Here is an 11,830-nt window from a genome sequence, read left to right as displayed (position 1 = left end):
AATATTTTAAGCTGAAAGTTTAACTCTAAATTCGATAGAAACTGTCTAATAGTAATAGTTTCTATCGAATGTACTGGTTTAAAATTTGATCGATAGTTTTTCCGATACCAGGGCGTTATCCTTATAATACTCAAAAAACCAGTTACCGTCTTTTTTTAAAACCACTCCATTGGTACTGGTATTGCTGGCGATATAGTAATCGGCCACAGTTGTTTTTAGCAAGGTGAGTACAATCTTAGGGGCCGAATCAATCAGTTGGTAGCCATTGTTAATAGGTTGTGCATATAAAAGCGCCTCTGATTGTTTAGTGGTAGCTACGGCAGGTTGAGTAACAGGGGTGGGTGCAACTGTTTTTACTTCCGGTGCTGGTGTAGTAGTTACTGTAAAATTTGCTGCAGGTGTGCTGCCAGCTTCGTAATGTATGTCGCCGAAAGAGCTAAAAGCATCTCTCATAGCAGCATTGTACGATTGCTTGTATTCTTTTTCCCGGCTTTTACCTTCTTTACTTTTCAGTACAACGTTTCCTTTACAATCTTTAAGCACAAAGGTAAGATTGGTTACAAACATGCTATTGTGTTCCTCCACATCAATTACTAAAGCCTTACACCTGTCGGTTGCAATTTCGGAAGGTATTTCGGTGTTATCGTAATATACGGTGAAACCCTTATCTTCAAAAAGTGCCTTTGCAAGGGTATTCAGATTATACTGGTTGGGTTGTTTGAGAAAACTGAATTTCTCAGGAACAATTAAATATTTATAATTAACAGTATTTGACTGACCTTTTGCTGCAAAAGAAAGTGCCAAAAGAATGATAAAAATATATGTTTTCATAACGGATATTTCGGTGAGGGATAAGATTCATGTTGAAGTTATGCAATGAAACAGAGAAAATCAAATTTGATACAAGTTAGCTTATTTAAATCATCGCTTTTTTTGTCTGTTGGGCGGCTAATTTTAATGATTTTTTGTATGCTGGTGTAGAGGTCAAGATTCTGTAATCCACGACTTTATTAACATTTTTTCTGTAATGTGTATAAATATTCATACTACATCTATTAATTTATGGTGTTGGTCTATTTTTGTCGCATTAAACCATAATGAGTAATATATTTATATCAAGAATCAAATCAACGGGACGATTTAGAAATCTTATTTAGGCTCCACAGCAATGCGGAGCCTTTGTTGTTTATTCTCTTGACCATGCAGTGGTTAAATGTCTCCTGCCTAAAATTTATCCCGCATGCCAAATAAGCCCATTAAGCCTCCGGTATGGATAGCCAAAATACGCTCGTCCCGGTGCAATTGACCACGTTTTTCTAAATCGCAAATGGCATAAAACATTTTTGCAGTATAAACAGGGTCTAAAAGTAGTCCGGTTTGTGCAGTAAAGGTTTTAATAAAATGAATCAGCTCTGGAGTAGTTTTGGCGTAGCCGCCGAAGTGATAGTCTAAATGCAGTTCTAATTGTTTATCTGTTGTAGTATATCGGGCGATTTCATCTCCTATGAACGCGCCACCTTTCAAAACTGGTACAACATGAAGTTTGGTTGGTAGTTGCTGTTCTTGTAAGCCTTTGAGTAAGCCGGCAGCAGTAGTTCCGGTGCCTGCTGCACAAAAAATATGATCGTAGGTTTCGGTTAATTCGCCAATTATTTCGGCACAGCCAAGAGTAGCTTCTACTGATGCACCACCTTCATCTACAAAACAGACTTCCGCATTATCTGCAAAGCGACTTTCAAAAAGCTTGTGCCTATCCCGGTAACTTTCACGGTCGGTAAAAATAAGTTCCATACCGAATAGGCTACACAGCAACAGCATTTCGTTTTTTACAGCTTCGCCACGCACAAAAGCTGTTGACTTTAAGCCCGATCTTGCTGCGGCAGCGGCAGTGGCCACCAAATGGTTAGAATAAGCTCCGCCAAAAGTAACCAAATGTGTTTTGTTTCCGGCTTTCGCTTTGGCCAGTATGTATTTCAGTTTACGCCATTTATTGCCCGAAATATAGGGGTCTATCAGGTCGTCGCGCTTTACCGATAAATGGTTAAATGGAGCAAAGCTTACTTTTTGTACCGGACTGTAGATTTTTTTAAACACATGTAAAAATAAAAAACACCCGGGTATTTCGGGTGTTTTTTATTTAATAGCTCGGTTTGTAACCGGTGGGTTATGGTTTTACTTACCCATGCCGAATCCAAAACCTGCATTAACTACACTGTATTTGGCCTGAGTATAAGAGGTGTAAAATTTAAAGAAGCCGAATTTTAACTGGAAACCTAAACTTCCCCGCACACCATCTATATCGGTTTGTTTAACCGCTATCGGGTCAACGTAGGTGGCATTGGTTCCTCCGTCGGTAAACTGGTAGGTACCTAAAGCTTTTAAATTGGTGTTGGAGGTTTGGTAGCCTACGCTGGCAAAAGGGGTGAAGAATAAGATTTTCTTCGAAACAATGGCGTCAAAGTTCACTCCATTAAATTTCGCGTCAATGCGTTGGTTAGAATTACCCGTATTGTTGATGTCTAAAGGCAAATCATATTTGTACTGTGTAAAACCTCCTGCTATGGCAACATCTACCGGAAACAGTTTCTCGGTTGTTGAGCCCATAAACAAAGGTAAAAGTTCAACCTTTGCCCCAAAACCGATCATCGATAAACTTCCTAAATCGCTGCCCAGTTTTATTTTAGGCATGGCCCTTAAGGTAACATCGATGTTTTTAGGTAAGCCCAGTGTTGCCTGTATTTGCAGTGCAGGTACCACATGGAAACCCACACCTTGTGGCAGGTTGAAAAATTTACCGGTAGGAATACCATTGCTGGTGTAAATTTGCATTTTGCCGCCTTCGTGGTCATCGCCAAAAGCAGTTGGGCCAATTGAAGAAGCTCCGGGAGCAGGTTTAATGTTGCCCAAACCCAGGGTATTCACATCGTAACTTCTGCCCGCTTGTGGTACAAAGGAGGCTGATGCCGATACCCGCACATCAAACTTTAAAAATCCTTTCGATTTGGCGGTGTTTGTCCAGCCATCGGTTAAACCCAAGCCCAAACCTTTATACAAAGGATCGAAATAGGCATTAATTAATTTGGTAGCATCGGCAGGACCCGAAACAAATAAGCTTCCAACATCCTGTTGTGCACTTACTTTTTGAGCTGTTACCAATAAAAATAAGGCACATAATGCCTTTAAAGCGTAGCATTTTCTCATATATAATAATTTGATTTAGAGTAAAGATAGAGCTGTTTTTCGCAAAACTGTAATCATTAAATAATTCTTGCTGTTAAAAGTTTATTTTTGCACCATGGAAAATGTGGTCGAATTGCAGGAATCGGAAGAGCAGGAATTATATGAACATTTAAAAATTATTGTCGATAAAGGGCAGTCTTTGTTGCGCATTGATAAATTTTTGATGGTTCGTGTAGAAAATGCCTCACGAAACCGCATTCAGAATGCAATTGATGCAGGTAATGTGCTGGTTAACCAGAAGCAAATCAAATCGAGTTATAAGGTAAAGCCTTTTGATGAGATTTCGATTGTTTTACCACATCCGCCCCGCGATACCGAAGTTTACCCGGAAGATATTCCATTGGATATTATTTACGAAGACAGCGATTTGCTGGTGGTAAATAAATCTGCGGGTATGGTGGTGCATCCCGGTTTTAACAATTATACTGGCACATTGGTTAATGCTTTGGCTTTTCACTTTGAGCAGTTACCGCAGTTGCCGGGCAATGATGGCCGCCCCGGTTTGGTGCACCGCATTGATAAAGATACTTCGGGTTTGTTGCTCATCAGTAAAAACGAGAAATCGATTACGCATCTGGCCCGTCAGTTTTTCGATCACAGCATTACGCGTAGGTATATTGCATTGGTTTGGGGCGATATCGAAAATGATGGTACCGTAACGGGCTATATTGGCCGCAGTGCGAAAGATCGCCGTGTGATGGATATTTATGATGATGAAGAAAAAGGCAAATGGTCGGTAACCCACTATAAAGTTTTAAAGCGTTTAGGCTACGTTACGTTAATTAGCTGCGAACTCGAAACTGGCCGTACACATCAAATCAGGGCGCACATGCAGCACATTGGTCACCCGCTGTTTAGCGATGCCATGTACGGTGGCGATAAGATTTTAAAAGGAACTACGTTTAACAAGTACAAACAGTTTGTTGAAAACTGTTTTGAGTTATTGCCCCGACAGGCTTTACACGCACAGAGTTTAGGTTTTATACATCCAACAACGAAAGAATATATGTACTTTGAATCGCCTTTGCCAGACGATTTTAAAGCAGGTTTAACTAAATGGGAAAATTATATCGCTACATCATAAAATATGCTTCAACAGTACCTTTTATTTAATGATGAATTTCATGCGACAGATACTCCTGTTTTAAACGCTTCTAACCGTGCTTTCAAATTTGGTGATGGTTTGTTTGAAAGCATGCGGATGATTAATAATAAACTGCAGTTTGCAGATTTACATGCCGATAGGTTAACCGCAGGTATGAAAGCCCTGAAAATGGACGGGCATGCCTTAATGGATGATTATTTTTTACGTCAGAAAACTGCCGACCTGGCCAAAAAGAACAAGTGGAACGGTAATGTGCGCTTTCGCCTTTCGGTTTACAGGGAAGGGGCAGGCGTTTATACTCCCGAAATCAATAAAGCCGGATATGTTTTGGAAGGGCTTCCCTTAACTGCTTCAACATACGAATTAAACAGCAAAGGCCTCATTATTGACGTTTTCGACGAAATGACCAAGCCAATTAACAAGCTGTCTAATTTTAAAACCTCCAACGCACTGCTTTACGTAATGGCCGGACTTTTTAAAAGCCAGAACCGTTTGGATGAAGCCATGATTTTAAACCAACAGGGTTTTCTGTGCGAAAGCATTAGCGCCAATGTTTTTGTAGTGTATAACAAGCAGGTGTACACCCCTGCATTAACCGAAGGTTGCGTAAGTGGCGTTATGCGCACAGCCATTATGCAGTTGTGCAAAATGAACGATATTCCATTAATCGAAGCGCAGATTAATCCTGAAATATTAAAAGCAGCCGAGGAAGTTTTTATTACCAATGCCACTCAGGGCATACAATGGGTGATGGGCTACGGTCGTAAACGCTATTTTAACGAAGTTTCGAAGGTTTTAATCGATAAGCTGAACGCTTTATAGTCGCAATCAGTGATAAGTTTATGAGGCAAATTTCTTTTGCTTCGTTGATGTTACGTTTTATTTCTGCCGATTTGTGTTTGCCTGAACTATATTTTTAGTATTATTGGTTACACACACAAATTTAACCGAAATGAAAAAATTACTCATTCTCGTAATGGCTTGCTATGGCCTGAACGCCCGTTCACAACAGCTGAACGAATCCAGAAACTTTCTGTACTTCTATTCAGATTCTACAGTTTATGCAAAAAAGATCAGCTTACGCCCCGATTTTAGCGGCGGGTGGTCGCTCCGGGCCGATTCAAGGCGGGTGCCGATAGCGCAGGTCAAATTTTTTAACAATGAGGATGGTTTCTTTGCCAATACTCGGAAACTCAATCTTTTGGGGCAAGCTTCCTTTGCCGAGCGGATAATTGAAGGTAAAATCAATATTTATCAGGAAGTGGTTTACGATGATGTTCCCATTGAAGCGGAATATTACGGCTTTAGAGATTACAGGCGACAAGTGGTGAACAACCGAATGTTTATGAACAAAAGCTATACCGACCTGAAAAAAGTAAATTACCGGAATTTAAACGAGGCCATGGCCGATAACCCGAAGAGTTTAGCGCTGTTAAGGCGGTACAGAAACACTAAAATTACCAGCATTGCCATGTACGTAGCAGCTGGGGCTGCAGTTATTGCCAGTGGGATTACGCTGATGTCGGAGGGTAAACAAATAGGTACCTCATTCGGCGGTATGCCCAAATATGCTGACCGCAGTTATACAGGTAGTTTTGTTTTGCTGGGGCTTGGCGCCGCTTTTAGTATAGGTGGTTATTTTATCGGCGAATCTGGTAAAAAAAATATAGAGAGGGCTGTCGATAATTATAACCGCTAGTGTTTAAAATGATAACCAGACAGCGCCTAATTAAGCCTGTCTGGTTATTTTATTTCAAACTTTGTAAATTAGCTTTACAAGCGCATTCCCCTCAAAAAATCTTCAATCAACATCCGTTTTTTACCTTCGTACTGGATGTCTAATAGTTTAATAAAGCCATCTTTAGCAGCAAATTTTAAATAGGTTTTGCCATCTGTTAAAAAGCCTCCGGCAACAATGCCCGGCTCTTTATTTTCTAATTCAGCCTTAAATACCTTTAATGTTTTATCGTTTAAAAAAGTAAAGGCGGTAGGGTATGGGCTTAACCCACGAATTAAATTATAAATGGTTTGCGCCTGATTGTTCCAATCTATTTTACAGTCGTCTTTAAAAATTTTAGGCGCATGCTTTAAATCGCCGCTTTGTGGCTGTGGCTGCTCGCTTACCTCGTCTGCTTCAATTGCTTTAAGTGTTTTTACCAACAGGTTGGCGCCAATGTGCATCAATTTATCGTGTAGGTCGCCGGCGGTTTCATCATCGGCAATGGCAACACTGTCGCTAAGAATAATATTGCCTGTATCAATTTCATGGGTAAGGAAAAAGGTAGTTACACCACTTTCTTTTTCTCCGTTTATAATGGCGTGATTTATAGGAGCAGCCCCACGGTACTGTGGTAAAAGCGATCCGTGCAGGTTAATGGTTCCTTTAGGTGGCATGTTCCATACCACTTCGGGTAACATTCTAAAAGCCACTACCACCTGTAAATCGGCTTTGTAACTGGCTAAGGTTTCGAGAAATTCGGCGTTCTTTAGTTTTTCGGGTTGTAACACCGGAATATTCTTTTCAACCGCATATTTTTTTACCGCACTTTCGTTAAGCTTTTGCCCGCGGCCGGCCGGCCGGTCTGGTGCAGTTACTACCGCAACAACATCAAAATTTGCTTGTACCAGTGCATCTAACGAAGCTACCGCAAAATCGGGCGTGCCCATAAAAACTATTCTCATAAGAAAGTGTTGTGTTTTAAAATAACGTGGCTAGCCACTTAAAGTTTTGCAAAATAACTAAAAATAAACCCATACTTATAGGTAAAAATGGTACAAGGTAAAGATGTTGTAAAAGCAAGTGGACTGGTGTATGTAACCGACAGTATGCCTGGTATATATCGGAAGGGTAAACCCGGTAAATTTCATTATGTGGATAAAGACGGGGATAAAGTTACTGAAGATAAACATCTTGATCGGATTAAAGCCCTCGTAATTCCGCCTGCATGGCAAGACGTTTGGATTGCAAATAAACCTAACGCTTATTTGCAGGTTACAGGAATTGATGCGGCAGGGCGAAAACAGTACAAATATCACCAAAAATGGACCAGTCGGCGATCTGAAGATAAATATTTTCGCTTACTCGAATTTGGTAAAGCCCTGACCAGAGCCCGGAAAAACCTTCAAAAAGACCTGCGCAGAAAAGATTTCGACGAACGTAAGGTATTGGCCATTTCGGTTGATGTACTCCAAAAAACACTCATCAGGGTAGGGAACGAAAGTTATAAGCAGCTTTATGGTTCTTTTGGACTTACCACTCTGCGCGATAAGCACGTAAAAATACAAGGAAGTAAAATTACCATGGATTTTGTAGGTAAAAAAGGGGTACAGCAGAAAGTAGAACTGAACGACCGGACATTAGCCCGATTGGTTAAAAAATGCAGGGACATACCCGGGCAGGAGCTTTTTCAGTTTTACACCAATGGCAGCGAACATAAAAGCATCGATTCGGGAAAAATAAATGCCTATATTAAAGAAATTACCGGGGATGATTTTACCGCAAAAGATTTCAGGACCTGGGGAGGAACACTCGAAGCCATGCGGCAGTTTGCCCAGTGCCAGCTTAATGAAAATGCCGATTTAAACAGTAAAAAAACAATAGTTGCCGTTTTAGATTGTGTGGCTAAAAAACTAGGCAATACCCGGGCGGTGTGTAAGAGTTCTTACGTTTACCCGCTTTTGCTTACCGCTTACGAAAACAATGAGCTGGAAAAATACCTTAAAAAGATGAACAACAATTCGCTTAAGGGTAACATTAGTCTGGAGCACAACGAAAAAGTGTTATTATCTTTTTTAAAAGCTAACAGCAAGTAGAAAAACCGTTTATATTTGTTTTTTATCTTGTTATGCAAATCAATCTCGACGATAAAGCCAATATTTTTAATACGCTTATAGAAGAGTCTCCAATGCCAATAGCGCTTTATGTTGGCGAAAATATGGTTATTCAGGTAGCAAACAGAGCTATGCTTAAAGCCTGGGGCAGAGATGCATCAGTAATAGGTAAAGAACTGGCCGTAGCATTGCCTGAATTAAAAGACCAGCCCTTTCTGCATATACTTAATCAGGTAAGAACTACGGGCGTTGCTTACGAGGCCAAAGAAGATAAGGCTTTACTTTTAAACGATGATGTACTCCAAACTTTCTATTTCGATTTCATATACAAACCGCTAATGGATACCGACGGTAAGGTATGGGGTATTTTAAATAATGCTACCGACGTTACCGAACTGGTAAATGCGAAGTTTAAAGTTGAGCAAAGTGAAGCCCTGTTCAGGCAGATGATTTACGATGCGCCTGTGGCCATAGGCATTTTGAGGGGAAGAGATCTCGTTATTGAAGAGGCCAACGATGATTTGTTAAAAATATGGGGAAAAAGTAAAGCCGTAATCGGGTTAAACCTTTTAGCTGGATTGCCCGAAATTATTGGTCAGCCTTTTCCTGAACTTTTACAAGAGGTTTACGATAGCGGTGTTGCCCATTATGGCTACGAAACAATGGCTCGGTTGGAGCGTAATGGCATTTTAGGCGATTTCTATTTCAATTTTGTGTACGATCCGATATTTGGGCAGGATGGAGAGGTTTCTGGTATTATGGTGGTTGCAAACGAAGTTACCGCCCAGGTAATTTCAAAAATGGACGCGGCCAAAAGTGAAGAACGTTTTCGCAATTTTCTTTATGATATACCGATGGCTACCGCTTATTATGAAACCGAAAATATTGTTATCAGGCTGGCAAATGATGAAATGCTTCGTTTTTGGGGTAAGGATAAAAGTGTAATTGGTAAAACCGTTATAGAGGCGATACCCGAATTAAACGTGCAGCCTTTTGTAGGGATTTTAAAGGATGTTTACCGTACCGGAATTACTTATCATGCCGATCAGGAAGAAGCCAGGATGTTGGTTAACGGTAAGGAAGAAAAACGCTGGTTCAGTTTTACATATAAACCTCTTAAAGATTCGGATGGTGAGGTGTATGCTATTATTCATGCAGCGATGGATGTAACTAAGCAAGTGCAGTTGCAACAGCAAAAAGACGAGTTTTTGGGTATTGCGAGCCACGAATTAAAAACACCTGTAACCAGTATTAAAGCCTACGCACAGGTTCTTGAACGCATGATCAGGAATGAAGGCGACGAGAAAAAGGCAAATATGGTGCGTAAAATGGATCAGCAGTTAAACCGGTTGACAGGCTTGATTGGCGATTTGCTGGATGTAACCAAAATCCAGTCGGGTAAAATGACCTTTAATCCGGTAGAATTTGACTTTGATGCTGCGGTTGAAGAAATTGTAGAAGAAATGCAGCACATCAGTTCTAAGCACAAAATTATTTGCGGCTTGGCAGGTAATGCAATTGTTTTTGCAGATAAAGAGCGCATTGGGCAGGTAATTACCAATTTTCTATCTAATGCGATTAAATACTCAACAGATGCCAGTGAGATAGCTGTAGCAACTTTTATTGAGGATAGAGAAGTTATATTAAGTGTTAAAGATTACGGCATCGGAATTTCGGCAGATATGCAACACCTTGTGTTCGATCAGTTTTACCGCGTAGATGGAAATTTACAGCATACCTATCCAGGGCTAGGCTTAGGCCTTTACATCTCGGCCGAAATTATAAAAAGCGAGGGTGGCAGGATTTGGGTAGAAAGTACAGCCGGGCAAGGAGCTACTTTTTTCTTTGCGCTTAAAATAAAATCGTTCAGATGATACAGTTACTGCGACCTGAACGATTATTTATGCTTTCGGGGCTTTCTTGATCGGGTGCACCGGCTGCTCTTCATTTTCGCGCTGTTGAGCCGGATTATTCGTTCTAACAGGTTTATTGGGTAAACTGTCGTTTGCTTTTCTTACTGTTTTGTGATCAACAGGCTCTCTGCCTTTAGGTACCTCTTCCTGGTAATTACTTCCGGGCTTAGTACTTTTAACTTTTGGACCGCTCATTTTGGTAATAATTGAATGAATAAATTTTGAATATTTAAGCTGATAAGTTGAATGTTTTAAGTTTTAATGTTGATAACACCCAACGAAGTACTCTATTTAATAACAATGCTTAATCTGTTAAGTTTGAAAAATTGTTTTATCATTCTTCCATTCAATCAATCAGTCATTCAATCATTCTCTCATATTCCATCCTCCAATCATTCCCTCATCCAATAGTTACGGATAAAGAAGGTACTTCTTACGCATGGTTTTGTAAGCGCTAAGGCCTGGTTCCCAGCTGGCCCTGATTTCGGCTTCACTTTTTCCATCAATAACCTGTTGCCTGAAATCACCAACACCCACCAATCTTTCAATGGTACCCATTTCTTTGCTTAGCTTAGAATTAAAGAAATCTTCTTTTTTAGGCGATGCCTGATATAATGAGATTAACCACGATATATTAACTTGTTTGCTTTTGCGCAGCTCGGCTGTATCGTAGGTTCTTAAATCCAGTCCATAACAAACCTGATCCTGAAACAGTGGCGTTTCTGACATGCCTTTAATACTTTTAGGCGTAAAGCTGAAATCGAATTTACCTTTTAGATAGGGTGCACCAACTACTGTAAACGGGAATTGAGTACCCCGACCATGGTTTAAGTAAGTACCTTCAAATAAACAGGTAGATGGATAAAGCAAAATAGCTTGTTGTGTATTTAAGTTTGGAGAAGGTTTAACCGGTAAAGTGTACTCCATATCGTGGTTATAGTTTGCATTTTGGATAACTGTAATCTTACATTTCACCTTATCCTTTAACCAGCCCTCGCCGTTTAACATTTGTGCATATTCGCCAACGGTTAAACCGTGTGCAATGGGAATAGGCTGTATGCCGATACCCGATTTATATTTAGGATCTAAAATTGGTCCGTCAATTAAATAACCATTCGGGTTTGGCCGGTCTAAAATCAATAAAGTTTTTTTGTTGGCTGCACAAGCTTCCATTACATGTTGCAGCGTATTAATGTAGGTGTAAAACCGAACGCCAACATCCTGTATATCGAAAACCATGATGTCGATATCGGCAAGGTCTTCTGCCGTAGGCGTACTGTGTTTGCCATAAAGTGAGATCGCCTTTATACCCGTTTTAGTATCTACATCATCGTTAACCGTAACACCGGCACTGGCATTTCCCCTAAAGCCGTGCTCCGGACCAAATATTTTCTGGATTTTAACGCCTAATTTTAACAGGCTATCTACCGAAGTTTGTGCCCCGATAACGGAAGTAGGGTTAACTACCATGCCCACCCGTTTGCCTTTTAAAAGGGGCAGATATTTTTCTGTTTGCTCTGCACCTGTTTTAAGTTCAGATGGAAGTTTCATCTTCCTGATCATCAGTTTTTTGTTTCCAAGACCCTTGCCACCGGCAACTTCTTGTTCAAGCGGTTTGGGTTGGCCACAGGCCGATAAGGCAATTAAACTGGTTAAAGCAAAGCTGAGGTATTGTTTCATATCAGGTATTGTTATAATCTGTTGCAATTGCTATAAAACAATTGATTATGGTTATTGGTAT

At 40.4% G+C, this 11,830-nt stretch carries 11 protein-coding genes; 5 read left to right on the top strand and 6 right to left on the bottom strand.

All coding sequences use genetic code 11. The features are described 5' to 3' along the window. Positions 1-78 precede the first annotated feature (78 nt). The 3 genes from G7074_RS03325 to G7074_RS03315 form a co-directional block, all read right to left on the bottom strand. Positions 79-831: a hypothetical protein gene (locus G7074_RS03325; protein WP_166206976.1), complete on the bottom strand. Its 753-nt coding sequence runs from the start codon at positions 829-831 to the stop codon at positions 79-81. A 393-nt stretch (positions 832-1,224) separates the two neighbouring features. Beyond that, the gene (locus G7074_RS03320; RefSeq protein WP_166206973.1) at positions 1,225-2,094 is read right to left on the bottom strand and encodes a 1-aminocyclopropane-1-carboxylate deaminase/D-cysteine desulfhydrase; all 870 of its coding nucleotides are present in this window, start codon (positions 2,092-2,094) and stop codon (positions 1,225-1,227) included. Between the two features lie 78 nt (positions 2,095-2,172). Continuing rightward, positions 2,173-3,201, bottom strand: a complete 1,029-nt coding sequence (locus G7074_RS03315; RefSeq protein ID WP_124560229.1) for a DUF6588 family protein — start codon at positions 3,199-3,201, stop codon at positions 2,173-2,175. A gap of 94 nt (positions 3,202-3,295) precedes the next feature. Between G7074_RS03315 and G7074_RS03310 the strand changes: the two genes are divergently transcribed. From G7074_RS03310 to G7074_RS03300, 3 genes are all read left to right on the top strand, one after another. Beyond that, entirely contained in the window at positions 3,296-4,324 is a 1,029-nt protein-coding gene (locus G7074_RS03310; RefSeq protein WP_124560228.1) for an RluA family pseudouridine synthase, read from the top strand. A gap of 3 nt (positions 4,325-4,327) precedes the next feature. After that, positions 4,328-5,167: an aminotransferase class IV gene (locus G7074_RS03305; RefSeq protein ID WP_124560227.1), complete on the top strand. Its 840-nt coding sequence runs from the start codon at positions 4,328-4,330 to the stop codon at positions 5,165-5,167. A gap of 130 nt (positions 5,168-5,297) precedes the next feature. Further along, a complete protein-coding gene (locus tag G7074_RS03300; RefSeq protein WP_124560226.1) occupies positions 5,298-6,044 on the top strand; it encodes a hypothetical protein in 747 nt (248 codons plus the stop codon). 74 nt (positions 6,045-6,118) lie between these two features. On the opposite strand, the gene fmt is transcribed toward G7074_RS03300, so the two are convergent. Beyond that, positions 6,119-7,027 (bottom strand): methionyl-tRNA formyltransferase, encoded by a 909-nt coding sequence (fmt, locus tag G7074_RS03295; protein WP_124560225.1) that lies wholly within the window; start codon positions 7,025-7,027, stop codon positions 6,119-6,121. A gap of 87 nt (positions 7,028-7,114) precedes the next feature. Here fmt and G7074_RS03290 point away from each other — a divergent pair, with 87 nt between their 5' ends. Both G7074_RS03290 and G7074_RS03285 read left to right on the top strand, forming a co-directional pair. Continuing rightward, entirely contained in the window at positions 7,115-8,158 is a 1,044-nt protein-coding gene (locus G7074_RS03290) for a DNA topoisomerase IB (protein WP_166206970.1), read from the top strand. 32 nt (positions 8,159-8,190) lie between these two features. Beyond that, the gene (locus G7074_RS03285; protein WP_166206967.1) at positions 8,191-10,050 is read left to right on the top strand and encodes an ATP-binding protein; all 1,860 of its coding nucleotides are present in this window, start codon (positions 8,191-8,193) and stop codon (positions 10,048-10,050) included. 27 nt (positions 10,051-10,077) lie between these two features. Here the strand turns inward: G7074_RS03285 and G7074_RS03280 are convergent, their stop codons facing one another. Both G7074_RS03280 and G7074_RS03275 read right to left on the bottom strand, forming a co-directional pair. Beyond that, entirely contained in the window at positions 10,078-10,284 is a 207-nt protein-coding gene (locus G7074_RS03280) for a hypothetical protein (protein WP_124560222.1), read from the bottom strand. A gap of 216 nt (positions 10,285-10,500) precedes the next feature. After that, the gene (locus G7074_RS03275) at positions 10,501-11,652 is read right to left on the bottom strand and encodes an exo-beta-N-acetylmuramidase NamZ domain-containing protein (protein WP_240916545.1); all 1,152 of its coding nucleotides are present in this window, start codon (positions 11,650-11,652) and stop codon (positions 10,501-10,503) included. Between the last annotated feature and the right edge of the window lie 178 nt (positions 11,653-11,830).

It is taken from the genome of Pedobacter sp. HDW13 (assembly GCF_011303555.1).
Lineage (GTDB): Bacteria > Bacteroidota > Bacteroidia > Sphingobacteriales > Sphingobacteriaceae > Pedobacter.
The sequence above is the reverse complement of the archived record's forward strand: the minus strand, read 5'-3'. Positions and strand labels throughout refer to the sequence as shown.

What these genes read in the sequence shown, in the direction of transcription:
- fmt (WP_124560225.1), bottom strand. Translation starts at nt 7,027, where the DNA reads ATGAGAATAGTTTTTATGGGCACGCCCGATTTTGCGGTAGCTTCGTTA.
- G7074_RS03300 (WP_124560226.1), top strand. Translation starts at nt 5,298, where the DNA reads ATGAAAAAATTACTCATTCTCGTAATGGCTTGCTATGGCCTGAACGCC.
- G7074_RS03280 (WP_124560222.1), bottom strand. Translation starts at nt 10,284, where the DNA reads ATGAGCGGTCCAAAAGTTAAAAGTACTAAGCCCGGAAGTAATTACCAG.
- G7074_RS03325 (WP_166206976.1), bottom strand. Translation starts at nt 831, where the DNA reads ATGAAAACATATATTTTTATCATTCTTTTGGCACTTTCTTTTGCAGCA.
- G7074_RS03285 (WP_166206967.1), top strand. Translation starts at nt 8,191, where the DNA reads ATGCAAATCAATCTCGACGATAAAGCCAATATTTTTAATACGCTTATA.
- G7074_RS03290 (WP_166206970.1), top strand. Translation starts at nt 7,115, where the DNA reads ATGGTACAAGGTAAAGATGTTGTAAAAGCAAGTGGACTGGTGTATGTA.
- G7074_RS03275 (WP_240916545.1), bottom strand. Translation starts at nt 11,652, where the DNA reads ATGATCAGGAAGATGAAACTTCCATCTGAACTTAAAACAGGTGCAGAG.
- G7074_RS03310 (WP_124560228.1), top strand. Translation starts at nt 3,296, where the DNA reads ATGGAAAATGTGGTCGAATTGCAGGAATCGGAAGAGCAGGAATTATAT.
- G7074_RS03305 (WP_124560227.1), top strand. Translation starts at nt 4,328, where the DNA reads ATGCTTCAACAGTACCTTTTATTTAATGATGAATTTCATGCGACAGAT.
- G7074_RS03315 (WP_124560229.1), bottom strand. Translation starts at nt 3,201, where the DNA reads ATGAGAAAATGCTACGCTTTAAAGGCATTATGTGCCTTATTTTTATTG.